Consider the following 26,002-nt stretch of genomic DNA (forward strand, 5'->3'; position numbering starts at 1 on the left):
GTTGTTTAGGCATCGCATTAAAATACTAAGGCTTAAAGACCACCTATGATTAAATTAAGTTGTTTGGAGTAAAGATTACCCCCGTACTTTAATGACGCTTGCGAAAAAAGGAAAACTGTTTTTTCTCCCTTTTTGATCGTGTTTTATTCGCGTCTTTATTTGAATCGATTCTTCTTACTAATTTCTCAATGGATTTGGCTACATTTGTTTTAGGTGAGCGAATGACAAAAGGAATACCTAAATTAATGGAGCTAATAACCGTTTTATAATCACTCGGAATAGATAGTTCCAGATTTTGACCGACTATCTTCTCCACCGATGATTGATCCATCCCTTCCATCTTGGTATCTCTGTTTAACAGGATTTTCACTTTATCCTTCAAACCTAATAGTTCAAACGTATCCATGGCCAATTTTCCATTCTTTAAAGCTGGTAAATCCAATGAGGTAATAAGCAGGATTTCCTCTGAATTTTCGATGGCGACCAGGCTTGTTTCAACAAAGGATGGAGGGGTATCAACGATTATGACATCAAATTCTTTCTTAAGCTGAGATAGAATTGTGGAAATATGTTCCCCAGTAATCAATTCCGCAAATTCAGGAGAAGTAGGAGCTGCCAGAACAGACACCTTTGTTTTCGGATCGTAGGTAATATAAGGGTTAACCTTGCCATCGCCATTTTCATAGGACTCCTTCAGCCATTCATAAATCGTCTGCTTAGGCTGCAGATCCAATAGCAAAGGTACATCTCCAAATTGCAGGTCCAGATCGATGACGGCTACTTTTACACCTTGTTTAGCAAAAGCCACAGCTAAATTGACACTGATTGTGGTTTTTCCAATCCCACCCTTAGTACTCGCTACCGTTATTGTTCTTGCTGGTTTCCGATCAAATTTTTTCTCTGCTTCTTCCAGTTTGATTTCAATAATACTTTCCGCTTTTACCAGTGCCTGCTTCCATTCCTGTTCTTCAAAATTCAGAGGAATTACGTCTGTTGCTCCTACGTACATCGCCTTTTTATAATCAATTTCATCCTCATGGGCAATTAAAATGATTTTTAAATTAGGCATCTGTATAGAAATGTCTCCGCATAGATCGTATAAATCGTACGCGGAGCTGGAAGTAATAAACAAAACGCCGAAGTCATCATCACTTATGAAGGATTGAAACTCCTCCTGGTTCCGAAAGGACTTTGCAAATTTACGATTATAGTAAAGAAGCTTTTTGATGGCTTCCGTGGAAGTTCCATTACTGGAAATAATAAAGTAATTTATCATTTAGGAATCACCCCTTTATTTAACTTTTCCATGGTTACGTGAATGTGGGGAGAATCTCCTTTGTCCTCAGGATCGCGAAGCATTAATGTATAAAAGCCCTGATCCACAGTATAAGCAAGTGCAGCCCCTTCTTCCGGTAAAACTTCGAGAGTAATTAAGGATGATGATGCTTCATTATTCTCTGTGCCCGTGCTTGATCCAACGGCCAAAACTTTAAGCTTCTGCAGCAGGATCTGCGCATTTGGATCAGTACCTTTGACTGCAGGAACAACAGCAACAACATCCACAAAATCCCCGGGCTGGATAAAACGGCTTACACTTTGTACTCCTGTTACTGGAATGGCAATGGCTCGTTTTCCTTTTTCAATAGTCAACGCCGGTTTTGTGTTTGTTTCCTCTTCATTTATTTCCTCTGTTGTTTCAATACCATTGTTTGCTGTTTCTGTTTGTACCTGCTCTCTACCCTGATTATTGACCTCAGAAGTTTCCTCATCCGTTGCTGGTACCTGTTTTGGAACAGATGGATCAGATGACTGATTAAGAGCCAGATATAATAAAGACGAAAAAATAAATCCTAACACAATTGATATAATCCACATTTTCTTCAAGCTTTTCACACATCATCACCATTTTCTTATTGAATTAATTTCAAACCATAAGCACCATAGTCATATTGGTCTGGTGCACTGCCACCATTAAAGGTTGTCTCGATAAACCGACCCAGAACAACTGATTGATCATAGGGTGCTATGCCTTCTAAAAAGAAAGAAGCAAACCCGACAATTTCAATTTCTTTTATTTGTTTCACATCAACATTCACCGGCTTATACACCATAACGAGAACGACCCGCTCACAGCCCGGACTATAATCTAAGTGCGTAGCGTCGGGGCATTTCGATACGCGATAATCGACAGCATCCTCTGTAGCACCACTCATTTTTCCCGGTTCCGTAGACAGGATTTCGCCTACATGCAAGGTTTTGTCAAAGCCCTTTTTAAAGTCCTCAAGATAGTTACGAGCACCGGAGCCTGTTAATTCAATGGCCCCAAAGTTTCCTACTACAGGATCTCCTACTTTCAGCTCAATTAAATCGTCTTTAGACATATCGTTGTTGTATTGAACACCAAGAGGAATCGCTCCTTTGACTGAATCCAGAGGTGCCAGCTGAACAACAGCATTTGCTTCCAATACAGGATCATCAAATCCCAATACTTTTCCAAACGTTAAGCTTACCGTCTTCTGTCCACGAACCTTTATTCCTTTATTTTCGGATAAAAACTCAACAAAAATTTGATCAGCTTCCCCATTTTGTAAGGCTGTCCATTTGGCTGAATCAGTCGCCTTTTCCGGTGATGAAGGAAGTTCCTGCGCTCCCGCTAAAGCAGCAGCGTCCACCATTTTCTGCAGCCGGTTTTTTTCCAGATAAAGATTGCCACCATCTAAAACAAGGGCAACCAGTGCTAAAAAAGCGCTCATCGCTAACGCAACCAGAACCATCACAGCCCCATCTTCACGTTTCCTGAAGTTCCTCATACTACTCCATCCTCATAACAGTTTCGCTCGTTACTAAAAATGGATTTGGTAAGAGTTGTTTGATAAAGGGAGTAAAAATCTCAACTGGATATGATGTGGCTACACTGACATAGCTTCCTCTGGTCCGGTTGCTTTCTGGAGAGATGGTGACGGATAAATGCTCGTGTTTTAAAGCTGGAGCTGCCTGAAAAGCTGTTTCTTCAATTTTTAAATTGTCATCCCCAACGCTTGCTGCTCTGGCTGATTCACGACTGACATGCTCAACTGTCATGTAGGTGTGTATGATTCTTCCAAAGTCAATCATTCCAAAAATCAATAACAGCAGGATAGGTAACGCTAAAGCTATCTCAACAACTGCCTGTCCACGTTGTGATTTTCTTAAACCCATAAGGATCCTGCTCCCAAGGTAATAAATGTTCCAATCACAATGGCCACTCCATACGGAAAGGCGTGGTGCAATTCATCTTTATTTAAAGAGTCCAGCGTTTTCAACTGCGTTACGTATAGAATACGTTTAAAGGAGTGAAGTAAATCCTTTCTTTTCAGCAGCAGTACGACAGCTATCATCCCGCCAATGAGAGCTGTATAAATAAACGCATAAAAAACAAACTGCATGCCTTGCAGTGCACCAATAGCAGCCAATAATTTCACGTCGCCGGCACCCACTCCACCTAACAAAAATGGAAGGAATAAGAGACCAAGTCCAAGTAAAAATCCACCTGTACTGAACAGGAGTCCATGTAGTCCACCGGTTATAACATAATATATAAACGCAAAACCTATAGCAGGGATGGTTACGATATTTAAAATTTTACGTGCTTTTATGTCCGTGATTAATGAGATGATTAAAATGACAGAAAGAATGACTTCAATCAATTCACTCACTCCTTTAATTGCAAAAAAATAACCCTACTTCTTTAGAACAAACTGTTACAAGAAATAGGGTCTGCAAATATTTATAGTTTAACTTTGTTGGATTTCGTTGTTAGTTAGTCGAGGAAGTTGTGTCTGGAGTTGTTTCCGTAATGGTATCCGGATTTGTAATTGACGTTACGATGGAATCAAATTTTGCTTTAAGTTCATCACCAAGCGTAACCAGTGCTACTACAACCACCAGTGCAATCAGACCAAGAATCAGACCATATTCAGTCATACCTTGTCCTTTTTCTTCTTTAACTAATCTCTGCATTAGTTTGTTCATTTGTGTATACCCCCATTAATTTTATGAAATTTTTTAAAACCAGGCTGGCTGTTTTCCCGATTGGAGGATTGAAATTTATAAATAATAAGAATCAATAATTGCCATTCCTTTCGTTCCATCAGCCATCTTTTCGCAAGGCTTTCCGTCCCTGCAAAACTTATATTAGCATGGTGGAAGAGAAAAAGCACTAGAGTATTAATGGTAAGTATGGAAGGTGCGTTAGTTTATGGAGATTATTAGCAGTGACAAAAGGCTTGAGGTTCCAATCAGCATACTAAGATATCAGACGTTCTGGAAGAGGTTCAGAGGGCTTATGTTTAGATTAACCCCTATAAAAAACGAAGGAATTTTCATCAGCCCCTGCAATTCCATTCATATGTTTTTTATGTTTTTCCCCATCGATGTTGTCTTTTTAGATGAGCATCATCAAGTGGTTAAGACCATAGTCCACCTAAAGCCGTGGCACGTAGTCTGGCCGGTAAAACACGCGGTTACCGCAATTGAGCTTCCCAGCGGAACCATTCACAAGTACCAAATTAAAATTCATGACAAAATTAAGCTGTAACGAAATAAACCTTTGGAGATTGGTCCAGTCTAAGGGTAGTAAATAAAGGAGTGATTCAAATGACGAAGAGTAAACGAAGAAACATAGAAACGAAAGCCCCCAAGCGTGAAGAACTAAGTGTCCAAACCTATGATCCGTTTCACGACGATCAGGAAACCTATCCAGGAGATTCGGCAGACGAGCACAAGAGATTAGAATCTGCCAACAAAACCATTGGTGCTGATGAAATAAAACAGCAGAATGAAAATTTGTAGCAAAAGCAGAAACAACCGTTTGCCTTACGGACTAAAACAAGCATAAGCAGAATTTTTTCCGTTGCAAAAATACAGCCACTTCGGAAATTCTGCTTATGCCCCAGGTCCTAAACGGTTGCCTCACCATTCTCTTTCCAGATGACTGGACAGATCAGTCATTTTCGTTCAGCAGCCGGGAGGTAGACATGGAAAGTCGTACCCTCTCCCACTGCACTATCAATATGAATTTTGCCCTTGTGGTTTTCCACAATCTTATAACTGATCATAAGACCTAAGCCGTTTCCGTTTTCTTTTGTCGTATAAAATGGATCGGAAATCCTTTTGAGATTCTTTTCCGAAATTCCCATCCCGCTATCAGCTATTTTAATATGAACCCATCGTTGTTCTTCCTCAAGAACATAGTCCATATTTATGTTCAGATCGCCTCCCTCAGGCATGGCCTCTATCGCATTTTTAACAAGGTTAAGAAATACCTGCTTCATCCGATTTTCATCCATCACAACCTGCATGGAGTCCTGTTCATTTTCAAAGGATACGGATACATTTTGCTGTCGAGCATCATAATCAAGCAAAGTGAGAACGTTCTGGACAGTTAAAACCATATTGCCCACTTCCATCGTTAAATCTTTCGGACGGGCCAGAACCATAAAATCTTCAAGAATGTTATCCACCCGATTAATTTCGTCAAGAATAATCTCCAGAAACTCTTTTCTTTGTTCATCCTTCTCATCCAAAGTCAGAAATTCTGCATAGCCCTGCATCGATGTTAAAGGATTACGGATTTCATGTGCCACCCCTGCTGCCAATTGACCCACCGCAGCTAATTTATCCTGACGGTGTAAATATTCTTCTGTTCTCTTACGCTCTGTTATATCCGTTCGAATGGCAATATACTGGTAAGGTTTATGGTCATCATCCAGAAAAGGAACAATGGTTGTATTCACCCAATAAAAGGAACCATCCTTGGCGCGATTGCAAATTTCACCTTTCCAGACATGACCAGTACCGATTGTTTTCCATAAATCTTTAAAAAATGATTTTGGATGATACCCTGAATTTAATATCCGGTGATCCTGCCCAATCAATTCATCACGACTGTATTTGGAAATCTCACAAAATTTGTCGTTTGCATAAATAATTCGACCTCGCCTGTCCGTCATAGCCACTATAGAGGATTGATCAAGGGCGAATTTAAAATCCTGCAGGTTTGTATAACTGGAGGCCAGCCTTTTACTGACTAGCGAACTCGTTACAATTAGTCCGGTTAAAATTAAAACAGACATAAAAATAACAATGTAAAAAACAAATGATCCTTCTAATTGACCCCCGTCGTTGCTATTATGCTCCGGGTTATAAAAGCTCGATGCTCTTGAAAGCAAAAAATAGCCTTCAACAATCGCAAGAGTAATAATTAAGGTGCTTACTGGACGCAACCATCCTCGTCTGGTATAGGAATATTTTTTTGAAAAGAGAATCCATAAAGAAAATAAAAACGAAATAAAAATCATTGCAAGGGAAACAAACAATATCTCAGGATCAAAAGACATCGTGTAATTCATCGAATAAACACCTAAAACGTGAAAGCAGAAAACAGCAAGAGTCAGAAAGAAACTGCTGGTATAAAGACGTGATGTTCGATAGGGCCTTGCTACCAGATTATAAAAAGCGATGCCTATAAAAATAATTCCCAATAGTACAGATAGAATCTCAAGCGGGATGTTATAATCAGACAAATCCACCGTATTGATGGTAAAGGTAACCAGAACATTCATTACCCAGATACCTATCCCCATTGAAGTAACTCCTCCAAGAAATAAAAACTCCTTGTTCCGGTCAGAGGAGCTTATCAACGTAAATAAATCAATGGCAGTATAAGAGGCCATAAAAGTTAAAACAATGGCAAGAAAAAGTAACATTGGATCCGTTGACATGAAGATATATTCCATTTTATACTTCCTTTCCTATAAAAAAACGCTTCCCTTATTGTAAAAGAAAGTCGAACAATAGAAAAGAAAATCTATGAAAATTACAAATTGGTTAAGGGCAGTTCGATTGTAAATATCGTACCGTAACCTAACTCACTATGTACAGTAATTCGTCCGCCCATCCGTTTAACAATCTCAAAACTGACACTCATCCCAAGACCTGTGCCATTCTTTTTAGTTGTAAAATAAGGTTCACCTATTCTTTTTAAATCGTTTTTTGCGATTCCTTTCCCCTGGTCTTTAATGGTTATCACCACATCGGAATCCCTTCTCATCGCTTTTATGTATAATTGTCCGGGATGATCTCTCATGGCTTCCATCCCATTTTTAATGATGTTTAATAATACCTGCTGAACCTCATGTTTTATTCCCTTCACCGTTAAATCAGGTTCAACCGCTGTTACTAACTGGATATTCTGCTGATATGTGGCTAAAAGTTTAATAAGATTCTGAAGCACTGAAGAAATGTCTACGATTCCATATGGATCTTTCTGTGGTTTGGATAAGGATAAATAATTCTGGATAATAGATTCCGCACGTTCCAATTCATCTATGGACAATCTTAAATATGATTTATCTTTGTCACTTAAATAGTCCTTTTCATGCAGAATTTGAAGAAATCCTTTGACCGTCGTCAGCGGATTTTTTACTTCATGGGTAACAGAGGCGGCCAGCTGGCTTACGGCATCCACTTTTTCATTATGCTGAAGCTCGCGTTTTAACCGGGTTTGCTTATCCATATTTTCAATGAGTAACTGGACCGCAAGAATGGTAAACCAGGTTATTAATGAAAGGATAACTAAGAGGGGTAATTGCTGTACCTGACCGGTGTGAATCAGAAATACACCTCTGGTTATGGCAATCGCCAAATAAAAGAGAGTAACTATAATAAATCTTTTAAAACGATCTGCTTTTATATATCGGGGTTTTATCCACAATAGAAGGATAAAAGCAACTGTATAATTACCTAAATAAACATAGAACTCGGAATGCTGAAACAGTAAGGTGTAGAATAACATGACAAGAATGAGACTTAGTCCTGATAAACGTGAACCATAAAGAATAGCCATTAAGATGGGGACAATTCTTAAATCATAAATAAAAGCATCGGAATATTCTGCGGGGAAAAACATGGTTAAACATAAGGCTATAAGAAGAAAAATAGCAAATTTTGAAAAAGTACGTGTCTGGCGTGCAGTATCTTCTTCGTTGAGGAATATGAAATAGAATAAAACTGGAAAGACAATAAATAATACATTATTTAATAGATGTGGAAGTGTCTCCTCCATACCATTAACTCCCCATTATTTACAATTTGTAATTCTATCTTACCTTTTTTTAACATTCCTGTAAATAAAATTTAAAAAACACTGAGTATAAAGTATCAGATCTTTCATTTTTGTACGGTCAGTTTCGTCTCATATGAAGTAAGTCATGTCCTCCATCCACCATATAGTTTGGAATAGAAAAAAGCCTGGGTAGACGTAGATACGTGCCCAGGCATCACAGTTTCCATATATTTTGCTTTAAGTCGAGGTTCTATAGAGTACCCTTACGATTTCTTTTATCCCAGTGTTACTCCCTGATATTCAAGATACTCATCATAAGTCATTTCTTTGTCCACAACCCCATCAGGGCGGATATCAATAATACGGTTGGCCAGGGACTGAATGAATTGATGGTCATGGGACGTAAACATTAGAACGCCATTAAACTTCATGAGTCCATTATTCAAAGCTGTAATCGCCTCAAGATCCAGATGGTTTGTCGGCTCATCAAATAACAATACGTTGGCTCCACTTAGCATCATTTTTGAGAGCATACAACGGACTTTTTCTCCACCAGATAATACGTTTGCCTTTTTCCTGGCTTCCTCACCTGAGAAGAGCATACGACCAAGAAAGCTTCTGATAAAGGTTTCTGTCTGGTCTTCCGGTGAATATTGACGGAGCCAATTCACTAAATCCATGTTGTTGTTTTCAAAGTATGGGGAATTGTCCTTAGGAAAGTAACTTTGCGACGTAGTTATTCCCCATTTATAGGAACCTTCATCCGGCTCCATCTCCCCCATTATAATTTGCATAAGGGCTGTGTTGGCTCTCTCATTGTCACCAATCAGAGCTACTTTATCATCCCTCTTCAAAGTAAAGGACACATTATCGAGAACCTTTTCTCCATCGATTGTTTTACTTAACCCTTCAACAAAAAGAACATCATTGCCAATTTCTCTGTTGGGCTTAAAGGCGATATATGGATATCTTCTCGATGAAGGCTTAATATCGTCAAGCGTAATTTTGTCCAATAATTTTTTTCTGGACGTGGCCTGTTTGGATTTTGATGCGTTCGCACTAAAGCGTGCAATAAAGGTTTCAAGCTCTTTTATCTTTTCTTCTTTTTTCTTATTTTCTTCCTCAGCCATCTTTTTGGCTAATTGACTGGATTCATACCAGAAATCGTAGTTACCCACATACAGCTCAATCTTTCCGTAATCAATATCTGCTATATGTGTACAAACCTTATTCAGGAAGTGACGGTCGTGGGAAACCACAATTACAGTATTTTCGAAATCGATTAAAAATTCTTCTAGCCATTGGACGGCCTTAATATCGAGATGGTTCGTCGGCTCATCCAGAAGTAAAATATCCGGGGAACCAAATAAAGCCTGAGCTAAAAGAACTTTAACTTTTTGAGATCCGGTCAATTCTGCCATTTTCAGCTGGTGAAGCGATTCATCAATTCCCAGTCCTGTTAACAGTTTAGAGGCGTCCGATTCTGCCTCCCACCCGTTTAGTTCAGCAAACTCACTTTCCAGCTCGGCTGCCCTCATTCCATCCTCATCTGAAAAATCAGGCTTCATATAAATCTCATTTTTTTCATGCATAATTTTATATAAACGTTCATGCCCCATGATAACAACCTGCAGCACTTCATTTTCTTCATACTCAAAATGATCCTGTTTCAGCACAGCAAGCCTTTGTCCCGGTGTAATGGAAACATCACCGGTCTGAGTTTCGATTTCACCTGAAAGTATTTTTAAGAAAGTGGACTTACCTGCCCCATTTGCACCTATTAGCCCGTAGCAATTGCCCGGGGTGAATTTTATATTTACATCTTCAAACAGCTTCCGATCACCGTATCGTAAGCTGACATTCTGAACGTTAAGCATCGTTTGTATGGCCTCCATTTTCCTGATAATTAAACGTAATTGCCATTATATCATGAACGACTGGGGAAAAGATAGTTTATATGATAGAAAATCCATGGATGATACATGTACGAAATTAATTTTCTGCACCAATACAAAAGCTAATGGTCAATTGCAGCCATTAGCTTTTGTATGGTATAGGAAATTAGAAATAAGCTGATTTGTGCCTAAGAGATCAGCAAAAGCCGTGTCCGGCTCCGCTTCTCCTTATTTTCCTTTTCCGCCCCAGTTTTTCTTGTTCTTATTTCGCTGGTCTTTGTTATATCTTCTTTCCCTTGGTTTACGATCTTTGTTGTATCGATCCTTATTGTTCCGATCCTTATACCCTCTGTTATTTGAGCGTTTCCGATTGCCCTGATTTTTTGATTTTTTGGCGCGCAGTGGGGCAATGGATGTTAAATGAACAGGTGTACGATCAGGTTCCTTGGTTAACAGTTTGATGGCAGCTGATACTAACGACACTGAATCAATATCATTCAGGAGATTTTCAGCCATCGTTTTATATTCTTTATTGTCTTCCTGCTGTGCCGATTCTCTTAATTGATCAAGAGCGGATTGTTTATTTCCCTCAATCACGTCTGTATACGTAGGAACTGATTTTCGTTCAATCTTTGTTTTTGTAACCTGTTCAATGGCCCGCAAATGTCCTATTTCACGAGGGGTTACAAGAGTAAGAGACAGACCTTTGCGACCAGCTCTGCCTGTACGTCCAATTCGATGAACGTAGCTCTCAGGATCCTGTGGGATATCGAAATTATACACATGTGTCACACCTGAGATGTCTAAACCTCGGGCAGCAACATCTGTGGCAACCATAATATCAATCGTCTGTTCTTTGAAAAGACGAATGACATGGTCACGCTTGGATTGGGATAAATCGCCGTGTATCCCTTCTGCGGAATAGCCCCGCTTTTTTAACCCCTCTGTCAGTTCGTCCACTCGCTTTTTCGTACGGCCAAACACAATGGCCAGTTCAGGAGACTGAATATCCAGTAAACGGCTGAGCACATCAAACTTCTGTTTTTCAGGTACATCGATATAATGCTGATCAATATTTTTAACCGTCATCTCCTTGGACTTGGTACGGATCAGCTCTGGATTATTCATAAACTTCTGTGCCAGGGCTTCAATCTTTTTAGGCATGGTAGCTGAGAACAACATCGTCTGGTGCTCAGAGGTAATAGCTCCAAGAATTTCCTCAATTTCATCAATAAAGCCCATATTCAGCATTTCATCTGCTTCATCCAGTACAACGGTGTGAATGTTGTTTAAACGGATTGTTCGTCTCTTCATATGGTCTAATAAACGCCCAGGTGTAGCGGAAATAATCTGCGGGCGCTTCTTCAACGCTTTAATTTGACGATTAATATCCTGTCCACCATAGATAGGCAGGGTGAAAATCCCTTTTTTCGTACCTATACGATTTAATTCCTCAGCCACCTGTACCGCTAATTCCCGTGTTGGGGCTAAAATAATTCCCTGGATATTTCCGCTTGTTGTATCCACTTTTTCCACAAGAGGTATACCGAATGCGGTCGTCTTACCTGTTCCTGTTTGAGCTTGTCCAATCAGATCCTTTCCTTCCATCCCTGAAGGAATGGCCTTAGCCTGAATGGGTGTAGCTTCCTCAAAACCCATGGCCATTACGGCCTGAAGGGTGTCCTCGCTAATATTAAAATCCTTAAAATTTGTCAATCTTATTCAATCCTTTCCTATGATGCCTCTTACATATATTTCATCTATTATTAGTATGTATCGTAAGTTTCAAAATAACCCTAATTGTATCGTTACCAAACCTTTATCAAGTATCCGCTTGTTCTCCTTTTTCACATACAAGTTTCACATACACAATATTAGATTTCCATACTTTAGCAAGTTTAAAGGAATTTATGAAAAAAATCCAGTTTTAGTGCTCATTATTGAAATGAATCACACCAAAGTCACTATTTTATCTTAATAGTTCCAGAAACTTATTGCTTTAACCAGGAATAAAATAATGCTGGAAACCTCTCTAATATCCTTTCCCCATTATTACTTTAAGTAAAACTAAAGACTGTTTTCGTAAAATATACTATAGCGTCGCCTCCGTTTTTCATTCATAAGCAGAATCCCATTTATAGCCAATGTCAGGACATTCAGGAGATTCTGCTTATGCTGCGAGTCTTAGCTTCCGTCTTTATCCCTTATACATCGACAAGGTTTTCTAATTGCTTATACTTGTCTCGAAGGTCAGTAATATCCACTTCATCGGTCAGGCTGTATAAAAGGCCTTCAAAATACTGATTAACGGTCTCTTTCCATCTCTGCTTTACTTCATCTATTTCCTTTTCCCATTGTTCCAGGTAATTCTGAACCAATATGTGACTTTCGTCTGTTAAAGATTCTTTTATCAACGGTTTTAACGTTTCCTCTAACCTCTGCTTTGTATCCTCTTTTTCATTCTGTTCAAAAAATACCTTTGTGTTCTTAAAGGAACTGAAAATTTTCCTGAATGGCTCTAATTCAATAACGTCCAGATGTAAATCAACTTTAGGCGAGATAAAATCCGGTGCTATTTCGTTTTGAAAGGTGACCTGATAATCCTTTAACAGGTCATCATTTTGTACATCCTCCTTTAATTGTTCTATCTGCTTTTTCATAAATGCTTCCACTCTTAATTCGGTGGCCTGAACCTCTCGAATGAGTTTACCCTCTAACAGTCCGATAAGCTGGTGAAAAGCCATCTCTAACTCGGCTTTGCCCCTACGTCCATTGGATTTAATCGTTGCGGGGTTGAAGGTTTCTTTAAAAAGATCAGAAAAGTTCAGGAATATACGCTGATGAATATAATAAATCAGTTCCTCCAGTTCCTGCCTGATGGACTGCTGATAACGAAGATCAGACTGCTGGTTAATCAGGTCAAGCATAGCTGACCAAGCATTGTTATATAGATCTTTTCGCTGCTGTTTTTCCTCCGCGTTCATGGAAGCACGTTTCCTGTATTCATCCAGTGTAGAAACCGCCCGCTTCATATCATGGAATCCTGAGTTGACCATAATCCCTGTCAGTTCATCCTGAATAAACGAGGTAAAAGCTTTTTCAAATTCCATGAGTCCGGACCCTTTAACCTCGTTTTCTTTTTTCTCCTGCAGCGCCCATTTACTTGACACCGGGAACATTCTGGGCTGACGAATGCCAAATGCAGTTAGATTATCCTTAACATAGGATTGGACAAGCTCAAGTTCCTCTTCATTCTTAGCCAGGTCCTTTGCATTTATGACAAAAAACATTTTATCCAAGGTAAACACATCTTTTACCTGACCAAGCTGGGTAAGGAATTCCTGATCAGCTCTGGAAAAGGCGTGATTGTAGTACGTTACAAACAAAATTGCATCAGAATCTTTAATATATTCAAATGCCACCTCCGTATGTCTTGCATTAATGGAATCAGCCCCGGGTGTATCTACGAGCGTTACTCCATTCATTGTTAATGGGCAATCATAATAAAATTCAACCGATTCCACGAAACAGGCATATTGCTCCTCTGCAACATACACATGCGCATCTTCCAGTTTTATGCTCAATGATTGATTCAATTGATTTTTCAGCTTGTGATACCCCTTTTGCAGAGCATGCAGAAAGGACAGACTCTTATTTTCTCCTTCAGATATATACTCTGACAGATCTTCATGGGCAAGCCAGCTGATGGCCTCCTCTAATGTTCCAAAGGAGTCCGGTATTCTTTTCCCTGCATGTATAATATCCTCTAAGACCTGCTTTTCACTTTTAAGTTGAATACGAACCGTTCCATGTTCGTGTTCACGGTCAGATGGACGAATTTTATTAATGGTTGCAGTCGTTGGATTAGGCGATACAGGCAGAACATTATCTCCCAAAAGTGCATTAGCAAAGGAGGACTTCCCTGCACTGAACGCTCCAAATAATGCTACGGTAAATTGACGGTTGATTAGCCGGTCTCTCTTTTGAGAAAGATCACCTGCAATCGTTTTAAAACCTTTCATATCCTTTATTATATGGATGGACTGCTCCATCCGATCAATCATATCATCCACTGGAACCGAAGATGATGGAGAGAAATGAGTATTCTGCTTTTCTGATGATGAGAATGTTTCTTCATGTTTGATGGTTTTCCCAGCTGATTCCAATGCTGAAGCGGCAGCCATCTGGACGTTATTCTCAAACGTAGCCAAGAGCTTCTCCATTTGCTGAAGAGATGATTCAATATCCAAGTCATCGGTTATTTCTTCGTGGTCCAGCTCCCTTTCCCGCAACTCTATTGACCTGTGAATATGATTGATTTGTTCTCTTATCTGCTCGTGTTGTTTAAGCTTTTCTAAGTCTTCTTCCTTCTCTTTTATTATGTTCTTTTCATATTCCTCAATATGAAGATTGACTTTTTCCCATAAATGTTCGATCTGTTCCTTAGCACTGTTCTTTAAATCGTTTGACACATCATTCGTATATACAAGAACATAATTCCCTGTAACCTCTGCCCCTGTTTTCATTACCTTCTTTAAACGTTCTGGTTCATAGGTCAGATTAAAGTTTTGAATATCCTGCAGAATTTGTTCATCCGTGACCTGATATTTTTTAGCCAGGTTGACCGCCATGTCACGAATGTGCGTTTCCAATTGTACAGCTGTAACTTCCATTAGTGCTTCATAAAAAGAGTACTGACGCTTATCCCGTTCTTCAGCAGTCTTTTTTTTCGTCATGAACAAACCTATCTTAAAACCAGGCTGCATAGACTCAAGGAACAGTCTTGCCTTTTCCCGGTTTTCATAAGGCATTAAATAAGCATTTTTAAAAATATCATCCATGGTCTTTTTCAGTTGTATCTCCGCTTCTTCTACCAAAGACTTTCCTTCATTTATTTCTGCTTGCATTTGCTCCAGTTCTGATAATTTTTCATCAGCTTCCAGTTGTTCCTCAAGTACATTGAGTTCATCCTGGTATGCCTGCTTATATTCTTCAACATGACTGTTAAGAAGAGAAGTCAGCGCATGCTGAACCGTTTCCTCCATCAAGGAATCTTTTTTGTGTGTAAGATCCTCCAGTAAATGCTTAACCACGGACAATTGATTGTATGAATGATTCTCTTCATGTAAGGATGTAAAATAAAGTTGCTCAGGTCTTATTCCCCACTGTTCAAGCACCTGATAGACACTATCTTTAAAAGATGTAAAGGAGAGCTCTTCTTCCTCATGTTTATCAATTTGATTGACGATTATATAAAAAGGCTTTTCCTGTTTTTGAAGGTCTTTTAGAAAAGACAGGTTTACCTCAGATTGAACATGATTGTAATCCATTACATAAAAAAGGACATCAACCGTATGGATACTGGACTCCGTAATGATCCGGTCCGCTTCATCAGACGAGTCTATTCCCGGTGTATCCAAAATCCAGACGTCTTCAGGCAGGTGTGAAATCGGTTTTCCGATTTCAATCCCTTTAATCGCATCGCCGTCTCTGCACAAAGAATGAATAATATCCATATCAAGCACACTCTCATAATGAGCAGGTGCTTCTTCCCGGAAAAACACTCTCGTATACGGCTTTTGTGTATTTTTTATTTTTACGAGGTTCGCACTGGTAGGAATAGGGCTTGCAGGCAGGATGCTGTCGCCAATAACCTCATTGATCATCGAGGACTTACCGGCGGAAAAGTGACCCGAAAAACCAATTGTCATTTCCTTGTTTATAAATTTTTTATACAGGTCTAAAACTTTATGTTTTCGTTGCTGATCTTCGTATTGGTCTAATTTTTCATAAGAACGTGCTAATTTGCTTAACAAATTTTGCAGTTTAGATATATTTGTCATTGTCATAGGATTCAAATGCTCCTTTTCCCGTTCCCCTTTTTACAGAATATTTTACTGAAAAAGCAACCTTGATAACAGACCTATCCCGAAACTTTTTCAAATATAATCGTTCAGATCCTGATAGGACGAAACTCCGTCTACACCTTCTGCAGCCTTTATCCCTCGTATAATAGCCTTTTCCATTACTTTGGAGGCTAACATTCCAAGACTGTTTAATTCTGCTTCAACCTTATTCGTGCTCATCGTAAAAATTGTATCTCCATCAACCAATGAATGGGAAGGACGCATCGTTCGTGCCAGGGAGTCATGGGTCATGGAGGACAGCTTATTTACCTGGGCTTTTGTTAACTTGGCATTGGTAACGACCGTACCTATCGTTGTATTCCCCTTAAAACGATTGGTTTTTTCTTTATCATTTAACTGGTTGAGCAAGGACTCCTCTGAGGATAAAAAGAATTGTTTTTGCTTATCGTAGGCCCCGGAAATCAACTTGCCTGATTCTGGATCAATCACATCGCCAAAGCAATTCACTGCAACAACAGCCCCCAACTGTAAATCTCCAGCCTGCACAGCATACGTACCTAAACCGCCCTTCATCGCAAATTCAGGACCCAGTGCTTTTCCAACCGTTGCTCCTGTTCCTGCGCCTATATTTCCATTTTTATTCACAGGATGATGAAAAGCATTTTGACTGGCTGAATACCCCATTTTATGATCAGGTCGTACAGAGGGGTCACCAGGCAGTAAATCAAAAAGAATAGCACCGGCTACAATTGGAACTTTTGCTACCTGAACATCAAAACCAATTTCCTGCTCCTCCAGGTATTCCATAATCCCACCAGCAGCATTTAAACCATATGCGCTTCCTCCTGCTAACATTACCGCATGAACTTTTTCCACCAGATTCTGAGGATCCAGTAAATCTGTCTCCCTGGTTCCAGGGGATCCTCCACGCACATCAACCCCTCCTGTTGCTCCTTCCTCACATATAATCACTGAACACCCAGTCAGTGCCTGCTCATTTTGTGCATGTCCTAACCTGAATCCTTCAAGCTCCGTAAATTTCACTTCCTTCATTTTTTCGCTCCTATCCTTTGTTAATGTGTATCATGAATATAAAAAAAGGACTGCTCCCATTTAAAGAAGAAGCAGCCCTGTTATTTAATCCTGGAAGAACTTCCTATTCAATTCAATGTATTCGTTTTCCTCTTCAGGAACATCGTCTTCATGATAAATGGCTTCAACCGGACAAACCGCTTCACAGGCGCCACAGTCAATACAAATATCCGGGTCAATGTAAAACATGTCTTTGCCTTCTTCTATACATTCAACCGGGCAAACTTCTACACACTCCGCCGACTTCTCTTCCTTACAAGGCGAGGTTATAACAAATGCCAAAATAAGCCCTCCTTTATCGTTAAATTCCACTTACTTTTATAATATTAAATGTCCATGACAAAAAATCCTTTTTTTTATCACGTTTTTTTGCGAAATTTCCTCTTTCTTTTACAAATATTAAAGAATGATTACTCATATATTTTACGTGAGACTTGAAATTATAGGGGGTACAGCATGAATATTACGGTTCAGGCGGGTGACAATTACTGGTTGTACAGTCAAACCTTTCAACTGCCTCTTCAGCTTATCATCGATTCTAACCCATCTATCCATCCTGACCAATTATCCATCGGTCAAACAGTCAGAATTCCGGGATTTGTCCAGGAAAACTATACCATTCAATCTGGCGATACATTATGGACGATTGCCCAACAGCAAAATATTTCCTTTCAACAGCTCTTATTTGTGAATCGGCAAATCAATCCTAATGCTTTATATGCGGGTCAGCAGATTATACTGCCAAGAAGAGTGACCTGGAGAGTGGTCAATGGCCGGCAGGAATATACGTACGACGACCTGATTCAAAACTTGCGTCAGCTATCCTACATTTATCCATTTATGTCTAATTTTGAAGTCGGCCAATCTGTGATGGGCAAACCCATCCCGGAACTTGTTATTGGGAAGGGTGCAAAAAAAGTCCACTGGAATGGTTCCTTCCATGCGAATGAGTGGATTACTACACCCATTATTATGACCTTTTTAAATGATTATTTACTTTCCTTAACCAACCAGCAGCCGATACGTGGCTTGCAGGTGAATCCTTTATATGAAGAAGTTCTTCTCTCCGTGGTACCCATGGTAAATCCAGATGGTGTAAATTTAGTGCTGAACGGCCCTCCTGAAGAACCCAATTATCGGGAGCTTGTGCTGGATATTAATAACGGAAGTACAGATTTCTCCAATTGGAAGGCCAATATCAGAGGCGTAGATCTCAATAACCAATACCCGGCCCAATGGGAAATTGAAAAAGAACGTAAGGAACAGGAACCAGCTCCGAGAGATTATCCTGGAGAAGCACCCTTAACAGAGCCGGAAGCTAGTGCAATAGCTGATCTTACAGTCAATCGTGATTTTGATCGAGTGTTAGCTTTTCATACACAGGGGGAGGTTATTTACTGGGGCTTTGAAAATTCAGAACCTCCAATTGCTGAGACAATCGTTAATGAATTTGCGAGAGTAAGCGGCTATCAGCCGATTCGAACTGTAGACAGTTATGCTGGTTATAAGGATTGGTTTATACAGGAGTGGCAGCGCCCAGGTTATACACTTGAGCTTGGAGAAGGGATAAACCCTCTGCCTTTAAGTCAATATGAAGAAATTTATCAGGAGGCATTGGGGATATTCCTGGCCAGTCTCTATATGTAAGGTTAAAAAATTATACTTTGGTATAGTTCCCAGAACCTTAGAACGAATATAAAATAAGTTTGACTATATAAAAGGGAGATGAAACATTTGGGAACTTTACTAATTAAAATTTCATCTGTTTATTTTGTAATTGGAGTGTGTATAGGCTATTACATGTCAACTTCCCACCAATATACACTCACTGGTGTACATGTTCATATCAATCTTCTTGGCTGGACCGCCCTTACTTTAATCGGTATCATTTATGTATTATTTCCTGAGCTCACAAGCAGAAGATCTGCGAAGATTCACTTCTGGTTACACAACCTTGGTTTGCCTTTAATGATGATTTCTTTAGCTGTCATGCTGCTGACAGGAAATATGAACAGCACCCCACTTATTGTCGGGACTGCTGTTGGGGGTACCCTCGTTTTGCTGGGCGTTCTATTTTTTGCGTTTAACATACTGGTTAACCTTAGACGTAAAAAGGCATAGGCAAATGGAAGATTGCAGGAAATAAGAAAAAGACCGTGCTTATACGGTCTTTTTCACATAAGAAGTTTGTTCATTAATCATCTTCTTCCAAAAATTCCAATCGATTTCCAAATGGATCTGCCACGTAAAAGCGTTGATATCCAGGTAGCCGGTCATCTACGGTAACTTCTATCCCATTTTCCTCGAGATGTTCTTTTAATTTAGGCAAATTTTGAATATAGAACGCTGGATGAGCCTTTCTTGCTGCACGAAAATCTTCTTCAACACCTATATGTATTTCCTGATGTCCACATTGAAACCAGACTCCCCCGTTTTTCCTTAGAGTTTCCGGCTTCTCAATTTCTTTCATTCCAATAATTTCACTAAAAAATTGCCTCGCTTTTTCTTCACATCCAGCTGGTGCCGCCAATTGAATGTGATCAATTCCCTTTATTGTAAAAGACATATCTCCAACTCCCCTATTTTAGATTTGCACGGAAATTTGTTCCCCTAAAGTAATTCCATTTAATGCTACCTTGCATGATCTTGCTTTTATATCAACACCAGCTTCCTTAGCATTAAGAAGCACATGGGCGAAATCCGGGTCGATCCAATCCGCAGGCTGAACAGATTTTATATCCTCTCTTTGACAAACAAAAAGAATCCCGGTCTGATACAGGCCTTGCTCACGAATAGAGGTGAGCTCCTCCACATGTTTTGCTCCCCTTTTTGTTGGAGCATCCGGAAAGTATCCAATTCTGTTTTTAGCCATCGTGACACTTTTTACTTCAAGTAAATACGGCTTATTTTCCCCTTGCAGTAAAAAATCCCACCTTGAACCACCATAGGTAAATTCCTGCTTTTTATAATCTTAATGTTTAAAATCAGATAGAGCCTTTTTCTGAAGTGCATGCTTCATTAACTGATTCGGTAAGGTGGAACGTAAGGATATAAGCATGTCACTATCCGGTTTTTTAATCATTTCAGCTGTCCACTTGGTTTTACGATGAGGTTCATCATGGTATGATACATAGATTGTGTTGTTCGGGATGAGCAGTTCCTTTAAACGACCAGGGTCCTGCAGGTGGACGGTAATTTCTTCTTTGGTTTCTGTTAATTGACACCTTAAGATAAAGCGATTTTTTCGCTCAATGAAAGAGGCCGAATGCATTTTTCTGTTATTAGGCAGAAACATTAGACTTCCTTAAAATAATCCTTAAAGAATCCACCTATTTTCCCTGTATTATCGATAATAAAGTAGAATTCATCCGTTTCATTTTTTACATCGTATACCTTACCAGGTGTCAGTACACGATTAACGATATACTTTTTCGCATTTGCATGTACACACTCAATTTTTTTAATGGTATTGCCTTCTTCCCATGTTTTATGAATCATTTTTTCTGCTCCTTTATGTCTGGTTTTGTATATGAAATGTAAATAAACAGGAGGGTGTCTCGCCTGTGAGATCACCCTGTGGTATGTGCCTTTTACTCAAAGAGATACAATAGCTTCCCGTACCCTTTTTCCTCCATTTCATCTTTCGGAATGAATTTCATAGCTGCTGAATTCATGCAGTATCGGAGACCGCCTTGATCCATTGGCCCATCTTCAAAGACGTGTCCAAGATGGGAGTCGGCATAATTACTTCTGACTTCCACTCTTCTCATTCCGTGTGATGTATCAAGCTGTTCTTTGACCTGCTTATCATAAATGGGCTTTGTAAAGCTTGGCCATCCACAGCCTGCATCATATTTATCCTTCGAGGAAAATAATGGTTCACCAGATACAATATCTACATAAATTCCCTCTTCTTCATAATCCCAGTATTCATTTTGAAAGGGACGCTCTGTGCCATTTTCCTGTGTTACCTGATATTGAATGGGATTGAGTATCTTCTTGAGCTCTTCTTTATTCTTATGATTGCCCCATGTTTTTTCAATAAAATCCTGGCGTCCGGATCCTTTTTTATACATTTTATAATGAAGAGGATTCTTCTGGTAGTAATCCTGATGATAATCCTCAGCTGGATAAAACGTTGATGCAGGCAAAATATCCGTCACGATTGGCTTTGAAAACTTCCCGCTTTTATCCAGCTCAAGTTTGGAATGTTCTGCAATTTTCCTCTGTTCTTCATTATGGTAAAAAATAGCTGTTCGATAGGAATCCCCGCGATCATTAAATTGACCGCCTGGATCGGTTGGGTCAATTAATGTCCAGTAAATTTCAACAAGATCTTTATACGGAAAAATAGCTGGATCAAACGTGATTTGCACGGCCTCATAGTGCCCCGTGGTCTCACTGCATACTTCTTCGTACGTTGGATTTTCCTTATGCCCTCCCGTGTAACCGGAAATGACGGATTCAATTCCAGGACGGGCATCAAACGGCTCCACCATACACCAGAAGCAGCCACCAGCAAAGGTCGCTTTTTCCAGGTTATTTTGAGACATGTATACTTACCCCCTCTATTGCAATTGGTTACTTCTATTTTATACTGGAAAACGCTTCTTCACAACTCAGGGGATTTTTCAGATCACACAAAAACTTTTGGTTTTGAACGCCCATCCTCTGTTGATCTTCTTCTTTTTCGGCTTGGGGCAAAATGTGTTTTCTTAGTGTCTGATTGGTTTTCTTTTGAGTCTTCATTGGAACTGAGCAACTTCTCTAATTCATCCTCATCTTCTTCCCTTTGCTCAAAAGATGTTTCGGTATCCTTACCCTCCTGATCCGATTTATACTCATCTTCCTCACTGGTATGGTCTTCTTCAGCATCGGATTCATTCAGTGCTTTAAGCATTTTTAGCATGGCCGGCAAATTCTTAACCATGGGGCCATATTGCTGAACCATAGGCGCTGCCTGCTGAGCAACATTAATGGCCTGCTGAACATTCCCTAAAGCTTTTGATGCCTTTTCAATCCCTGAAGCAGCTCCGGTAAATTGACCAGGATTCTGCGTGCCCATTCCTGGACCAAAGCCTCCCATACCCGGGCCAGGTCCCATTCCTGGACCGAAGCCTTGATTTCCTTTAGGCGTACGACTAAACAGACGCTGAAAAAGTCCACCAATTCCCCTTTGCTGTCCGCCCGTTTGGCCAGGATTCACGGGCTGCTGAAAAAAACCTTGTGGTGGCTGCTGAGGTGGTCTCTGTGGTCCTGGAAAATCAAATGGATTCGGTCTTCCTGTATTTGGTGCCATCGCTCTTCCTCCTCTTCTAAGCAAACGTACTACTTTACTGTACGAAGAGAAGGCACAATCAGTGTAGGCTCTATATGGAAAACAACTGAGAAAATTAACCTAAATCAGGAATTTGCCAGTCTATGGGTGTTTCCCCTATAGATTTTAAGTACTGATTAGCTTTGGAAAAAGGCTTACTGCCAAAAAAACCGCGATAAGCCGATAAGGGACTGGGGTGCGGGGATTTAATAATACAGTGTTTATCCTGATCCAAATACTTGCTTTTTTCCTGGGCATTTCTTCCCCATAAAATAAATACGATAGGTCGCTCCCGCTTATTCAGTACATCAATTACTTTGTCCGTAAAATACTCCCAGCCTTTCCCCCGATGAGAATTAGCCTGATGGGCACGAACGGTCAGGACCGCATTTAATAAAAGAACTCCCTGCCTGGCCCAGTGAATTAAATTGCCATGATTCGGGATTGTACATCCTAAATCCTGATGCAATTCCTTGTAGATGTTTTTTAAAGAAGGAGGAATCTGTACGGATGGTTGTACCGAAAAACTGAAGCCATGTGCCTGATCAGGTCCATGATAAGGATCCTGTCCCAAAATTACTACCTTCGTATTTTGATAAGGGGTATAATGAAAGGCATTGAAAATATCGTGCATATCAGGATATACCGTTTCAGAGCTGTATTCCCTTTTCAAAAACTCCCGTAACTGCTGATAGTAATTTTTTTCAAATTCCTCGCTTAAATAGTCATTCCAGTCATTTTGTAATATCTGCTTCATTTCTCTCTCACCCTCATACCATTCTCGATTTCTATTTTACTCGTTTTCTCTTTTTAAGAAAACAACAGCCAGACACATAGCCGTGCCTGGCTGCCTATAAGTTTATAACCGTTATGAAGTTACTTCTGAATAAATAATAAACCCTACAAAACTTGTTAAAATTAATCCGAATAAAATGGCAGGTAGCACGTGAACTCCCCCTATACAGTTTCGTTTTACACTTTAAGTATAATTGAAGAAAGAGTAGAATTAAGGTATATCCTATGGCAAATTTATGAAAATTTTATCGAGGGGGGATCTATATGACCAGCACAACCATTGGATTTGTTGGAACCGGAGTCATGGGAAAAAGCATGGCTCGTAACCTTATGAAGGCAGGTTATTCACTCCAGCTCTATACACGTACGAAGGAAAAAGCACAGGAGCTTCTCAATGAAGGTGCGGCCTGGAAGAACTCAGTAGCTGAACTGGCAGAAACATCGGATGTGATCATCACCATCGTCGGTTATCCAAAAGATGTTGAGGAGATTTACTTTGGGGAAAACGGCATCCTGGAAAACGCCCGCGAAGGTACATACTTAATCGACATGACCACCTCAAAACCACAGCTCGCTCAAAAGATTGATGAACAGGCCAAAAAGAAAAGGCTTTATGCGTTAGACGCCCCTGTATCCGGTGGTGACATCGGAGCCCGTGATGGGAAGCTAGCTATTATGATTGGAGGAAATGAGTCAGCTTATGAGGAAATGCTTCCTGTTTTTAATGTTATGGGGGAAAACATCATCCTTCAGGGACCAGCAGGAGCAGGACAGCACACAAAGATGAGTAATCAAATAACCATTGCTTCCAACATGATTGGGGTTTGTGAAGCGATTATGTATGCTAAAAAAGCAGGTCTTAATCCTGAGAGAGTATTAGATTCTATTACCACTGGTGCAGCTGGGAGCTTTTCTTTAAGTAAATTAGGACCACGGATGATTCAGGGTGATTTTGAACCTGGCTTTTATGTGAAACATTTTATTAAAGATATGAAAATTGCCCTGGAATCCGCTAAAGATATGAACCTGATGACACCAGGTCTGGAGCTGTCTCTTTCTCTGTATACAGAGTTAGCGGAAAAAGGTGATGAGGATTCTGGTACTCAGGCATTGATTAAGCTTTTTTCATAATAATTTTTTCGGATTAAAAATTATAAGAAAGTTGAACATCAAATGAATGGTTCGTTTGGTGTTTATCAATCCATTCACTCGTGAATTTTAATTTGATAAAGTTCAGAAACCGTGATAAAATTTCCTTTTGCAAGAGATAACATGCATACAGCACCTTAAAAGTTTATATCTTGCAAATATAAATGGATAGGTGGTAATAAGAATGGAAAACAAGGAAAAATATCAGGTCTTACTGTACTACAAATTTGTACACATTGAGGACCCTGAAACCTATGCGGCTGAACATTTGGAGTTTTGTAAAGAGCTGGGACTGAAGGGTCGTATTTTAGTTGCGGAAGAAGGTCTGAATGGTACGGTTTCAGGTACGGTGGAACAAACAAACAAGTACATGGAAACGATGCACAACGACCCCCGTTTCGCAGATATGATGTTCAAAGTGGATGAAGTGGAGGGACACGCATTCAAGAAAATGCATGTACGTCATCGTCCAGAACTCGTGACTCTGCGTTTGGATGATGAATGGGATCCAAGTGAAGAAACAGCAGAGTTCCTGGATCCAAAGGAATTTTATGAAGAATTACAAAGAGACGATACCGTTGTCTTAGATACACGTAATGACTATGAATATGACCTCGGTCATTTCAGAGGAGCTATTAACCCGGACATTGAAACCTTCCGTGAGCTTCCTGAATGGATTAAGGAAAATAAAGATGAATTAAAAGATAAGCGTGTCCTCATGTACTGTACTGGTGGCATTCGCTGTGAAAAGGTCTCCGGCTGGCTGCAAAAAGAAGGAATTGAAGATGTTGCCCAGCTGCACGGAGGTATTGTCACTTACGGAAAGGATCCTGAAGTACAGGGAGAACTATGGGATGGGAAATGCTACGTCTTTGATGAACGTATTTCCGTTCCTGTAAATCAGAAAGAGCATGTAGTAGTAGGCAGAGATTATTTTGATGGGAAACCATGTGAGCGCTATGTAAACTGCGCTGACCCTGATTGTAACCGTCAGTTCCTCTGCTCTGAAGAAAACGAGTATAAATATATGCGCAGCTGTTCCCATGAATGCCGCGTTTCTCCAAGAAACCGTTATGTGGTTGAGCATCAAATGACAGAGGAAGACATTCAGGAACGTTTAAAGCGTATTGAAGAAGAAGATAAAGTGGCACAAGGTTAAACTTAAAAAATAACCCTTAATGATCTGACTTAATGATTTAAGTTCAGTATTTGAGGCTGGGACAAAGTTGTTTTCGTTAAAGGTAAACCCGAATTATAATAGGTGTAGGAACTACCGCTCCGGAAATTCATCCTATCATTCGGTTTATTACCAAGCGAATTCGTTATGTCCCAGCCTCTTTTTTATGTAAAGACGACGTTTTGACGGGTACAATATTTTTGCCGTTTTGTTCTTTATTAATGTCATGAACCTTTTTTCAGCGCAAAAAAAGATCGCCTCAGATGACGATCTTCCTAGAAAAATTGACTTTTAAATGTCCCGGTTAGTTCACACTATACAACGAAACCAGCTGATATTGGCAGACGGTCTGATTTTTCTCGAATGTAATTTTCTTCACGATGGCACTTCCAATTTGGTCTGAATCCTCGTGCCTCATAATGTCAATGGGGACATCGATAGGAAACAGTTTGTAGCCCGAAAAGGTAATTTCAAAGATGTTCTCTTTTACATTCATTCGTCTCTCCTTCTCATTTGTAACAAGCTTCCATTCAATTGTTAACGGTACAGACATGGGACCATCCCCTTCCAAAATATTATAAAACTTTTATCCTGGACTCATTCCTT

At 39.8% G+C, this 26,002-nt stretch carries 26 protein-coding genes and 1 pseudogene; 6 read left to right on the plus strand and 21 right to left on the minus strand.

Annotation, left to right across the window (positions count from 1 at the left end):
• Positions 1-88: 88 nt before the first annotated feature.
• From ABD006_RS00620 to ABD006_RS00645, 6 genes are all read right to left on the minus strand, one after another.
• Positions 89-1,276, minus strand: coding sequence for a CpaE/TadZ family protein (locus ABD006_RS00620; protein WP_343836388.1), 1,188 nt, complete (start codon positions 1,274-1,276; stop codon positions 89-91).
• Positions 1,273-1,875, minus strand: a complete 603-nt coding sequence (gene cpaB, locus ABD006_RS00625; protein WP_343836391.1) for a Flp pilus assembly protein CpaB — start codon at positions 1,873-1,875, stop codon at positions 1,273-1,275. Before cpaB ends, ABD006_RS00620 begins: the two co-directional genes overlap by 4 nt.
• Positions 1,876-1,910: 35 nt before the next feature.
• The gene (locus tag ABD006_RS00630) at positions 1,911-2,810 is read right to left on the minus strand and encodes a pilus assembly protein TadG-related protein (RefSeq protein WP_343836394.1); all 900 of its coding nucleotides are present in this window, start codon (positions 2,808-2,810) and stop codon (positions 1,911-1,913) included.
• Position 2,811: 1 nt separating this feature from the next.
• On the minus strand, positions 2,812-3,198 hold the full coding sequence (locus tag ABD006_RS00635; RefSeq protein WP_343836396.1) for a TadE/TadG family type IV pilus assembly protein: 387 nt from the start codon (positions 3,196-3,198) through the stop codon (positions 2,812-2,814).
• Positions 3,189-3,686 carry an A24 family peptidase gene (locus ABD006_RS00640; protein ID WP_343836398.1) on the minus strand — a complete coding sequence of 166 codons (498 nt, stop codon included), beginning with the start codon at positions 3,684-3,686 and terminating at the stop codon, positions 3,189-3,191. Before ABD006_RS00640 ends, ABD006_RS00635 begins: the two co-directional genes overlap by 10 nt.
• A gap of 109 nt (positions 3,687-3,795) precedes the next feature.
• The gene (locus ABD006_RS00645) at positions 3,796-4,011 is read right to left on the minus strand and encodes a Flp family type IVb pilin (protein WP_343836401.1); all 216 of its coding nucleotides are present in this window, start codon (positions 4,009-4,011) and stop codon (positions 3,796-3,798) included.
• 226 nt (positions 4,012-4,237) lie between these two features.
• Between ABD006_RS00645 and ABD006_RS00650 the strand changes: the two genes are divergently transcribed.
• Positions 4,238-4,576, plus strand: a complete 339-nt coding sequence (locus ABD006_RS00650; RefSeq protein WP_343836403.1) for a DUF192 domain-containing protein — start codon at positions 4,238-4,240, stop codon at positions 4,574-4,576.
• A 59-nt stretch (positions 4,577-4,635) separates the two neighbouring features.
• Positions 4,636-4,830 carry a hypothetical protein gene (locus ABD006_RS00655; protein ID WP_343836405.1) on the plus strand — a complete coding sequence of 65 codons (195 nt, stop codon included), beginning with the start codon at positions 4,636-4,638 and terminating at the stop codon, positions 4,828-4,830.
• A 155-nt stretch (positions 4,831-4,985) separates the two neighbouring features.
• Here ABD006_RS00655 and ABD006_RS00660 read toward each other — a convergent pair whose 3' ends face one another.
• The 7 genes from ABD006_RS00660 to ABD006_RS00690 all read right to left on the minus strand — a co-directional run bounded on the left by ABD006_RS00660 (position 4,986) and on the right by ABD006_RS00690 (position 17,240).
• Positions 4,986-6,761, minus strand: coding sequence for an ATP-binding protein (locus tag ABD006_RS00660; protein WP_343836407.1), 1,776 nt, complete (start codon positions 6,759-6,761; stop codon positions 4,986-4,988).
• A gap of 95 nt (positions 6,762-6,856) precedes the next feature.
• Complete coding sequence (locus ABD006_RS00665) at positions 6,857-8,104, minus strand: ATP-binding protein (RefSeq protein ID WP_343836409.1); 1,248 nt, start codon at positions 8,102-8,104, stop codon at positions 6,857-6,859.
• A 275-nt stretch (positions 8,105-8,379) separates the two neighbouring features.
• Positions 8,380-9,981: an ABC-F family ATP-binding cassette domain-containing protein gene (locus ABD006_RS00670; RefSeq protein ID WP_343836412.1), complete on the minus strand. Its 1,602-nt coding sequence runs from the start codon at positions 9,979-9,981 to the stop codon at positions 8,380-8,382.
• A gap of 246 nt (positions 9,982-10,227) precedes the next feature.
• On the minus strand, positions 10,228-11,715 hold the full coding sequence (gene cshA, locus ABD006_RS00675) for a degradosome RNA helicase CshA (protein ID WP_464758074.1): 1,488 nt from the start codon (positions 11,713-11,715) through the stop codon (positions 10,228-10,230).
• Positions 11,716-12,203: 488 nt separating this feature from the next.
• Positions 12,204-15,842, minus strand: a complete 3,639-nt coding sequence (locus ABD006_RS00680; protein WP_343836414.1) for a dynamin family protein — start codon at positions 15,840-15,842, stop codon at positions 12,204-12,206.
• Positions 15,843-15,938: 96 nt separating this feature from the next.
• The gene (locus ABD006_RS00685) at positions 15,939-16,919 is read right to left on the minus strand and encodes a P1 family peptidase (RefSeq protein ID WP_343836416.1); all 981 of its coding nucleotides are present in this window, start codon (positions 16,917-16,919) and stop codon (positions 15,939-15,941) included.
• Positions 16,920-17,003: 84 nt separating this feature from the next.
• Positions 17,004-17,240, minus strand: a complete 237-nt coding sequence (locus tag ABD006_RS00690; RefSeq protein WP_343836417.1) for a ferredoxin family protein — start codon at positions 17,238-17,240, stop codon at positions 17,004-17,006.
• Between the two features lie 174 nt (positions 17,241-17,414).
• Here ABD006_RS00690 and ABD006_RS00695 point away from each other — a divergent pair, with 174 nt between their 5' ends.
• Together ABD006_RS00695 and ABD006_RS00700 are read left to right on the plus strand one after the other, a co-directional pair.
• A complete protein-coding gene (locus ABD006_RS00695) occupies positions 17,415-18,605 on the plus strand; it encodes a M14 family metallopeptidase (RefSeq protein WP_343836419.1) in 1,191 nt (396 codons plus the stop codon).
• 87 nt (positions 18,606-18,692) lie between these two features.
• Entirely contained in the window at positions 18,693-19,079 is a 387-nt protein-coding gene (locus ABD006_RS00700; RefSeq protein WP_425542163.1) for a cbb3-type cytochrome c oxidase subunit I, read from the plus strand.
• A gap of 73 nt (positions 19,080-19,152) precedes the next feature.
• On the opposite strand, the gene ABD006_RS00705 is transcribed toward ABD006_RS00700, so the two are convergent.
• From ABD006_RS00705 to ABD006_RS00735, 7 genes and pseudogenes are all read right to left on the minus strand, one after another.
• On the minus strand, positions 19,153-19,524 hold the full coding sequence (locus ABD006_RS00705) for a VOC family protein (protein ID WP_343836424.1): 372 nt from the start codon (positions 19,522-19,524) through the stop codon (positions 19,153-19,155).
• A gap of 18 nt (positions 19,525-19,542) precedes the next feature.
• Positions 19,543-19,911: pseudogene (locus tag ABD006_RS00710) on the minus strand (DNA/RNA nuclease SfsA); the annotation flags it as partial.
• A gap of 18 nt (positions 19,912-19,929) precedes the next feature.
• The gene (locus tag ABD006_RS00715; RefSeq protein WP_343836426.1) at positions 19,930-20,253 is read right to left on the minus strand and encodes a hypothetical protein; all 324 of its coding nucleotides are present in this window, start codon (positions 20,251-20,253) and stop codon (positions 19,930-19,932) included.
• A complete protein-coding gene (locus ABD006_RS00720) occupies positions 20,253-20,456 on the minus strand; it encodes a DUF6501 family protein (RefSeq protein WP_343836428.1) in 204 nt (67 codons plus the stop codon). The genes ABD006_RS00715 and ABD006_RS00720 overlap by 1 nt, the downstream gene beginning before the upstream one ends.
• 92 nt (positions 20,457-20,548) lie before the next feature.
• Positions 20,549-21,511 carry a peptide-methionine (R)-S-oxide reductase MsrB gene (gene msrB / locus ABD006_RS00725; protein WP_343836430.1) on the minus strand — a complete coding sequence of 321 codons (963 nt, stop codon included), beginning with the start codon at positions 21,509-21,511 and terminating at the stop codon, positions 20,549-20,551.
• Between the two features lie 83 nt (positions 21,512-21,594).
• The gene (gene vrrA / locus ABD006_RS00730) at positions 21,595-22,257 is read right to left on the minus strand and encodes a VrrA/YqfQ family protein (protein ID WP_343836433.1); all 663 of its coding nucleotides are present in this window, start codon (positions 22,255-22,257) and stop codon (positions 21,595-21,597) included.
• Positions 22,258-22,351: 94 nt separating this feature from the next.
• Positions 22,352-23,032 carry a uracil-DNA glycosylase gene (locus ABD006_RS00735; protein WP_343836435.1) on the minus strand — a complete coding sequence of 227 codons (681 nt, stop codon included), beginning with the start codon at positions 23,030-23,032 and terminating at the stop codon, positions 22,352-22,354.
• 302 nt (positions 23,033-23,334) lie between these two features.
• On the opposite strand from ABD006_RS00735, the gene ABD006_RS00740 reads away from it, so the two are divergent.
• Both ABD006_RS00740 and trhO read left to right on the plus strand, forming a co-directional pair.
• Positions 23,335-24,201 (plus strand): NAD(P)-dependent oxidoreductase, encoded by an 867-nt coding sequence (locus ABD006_RS00740; RefSeq protein WP_343836437.1) that lies wholly within the window; start codon positions 23,335-23,337, stop codon positions 24,199-24,201.
• 202 nt (positions 24,202-24,403) lie between these two features.
• Positions 24,404-25,378, plus strand: a complete 975-nt coding sequence (gene trhO / locus ABD006_RS00745; protein WP_343836439.1) for an oxygen-dependent tRNA uridine(34) hydroxylase TrhO — start codon at positions 24,404-24,406, stop codon at positions 25,376-25,378.
• A gap of 322 nt (positions 25,379-25,700) precedes the next feature.
• On the opposite strand, the gene ABD006_RS00750 is transcribed toward trhO, so the two are convergent.
• Entirely contained in the window at positions 25,701-25,949 is a 249-nt protein-coding gene (locus ABD006_RS00750; protein WP_343836441.1) for a DUF2584 family protein, read from the minus strand.
• Positions 25,950-26,002: the final 53 nt, after the last annotated feature.

The sequence above is a fragment of the Salinibacillus aidingensis genome, assembly GCF_039522525.1.
In the GTDB taxonomy this organism is placed as follows: Bacteria; Bacillota; Bacilli; order Bacillales; family Alkalibacillaceae; genus Salinibacillus; species Salinibacillus aidingensis.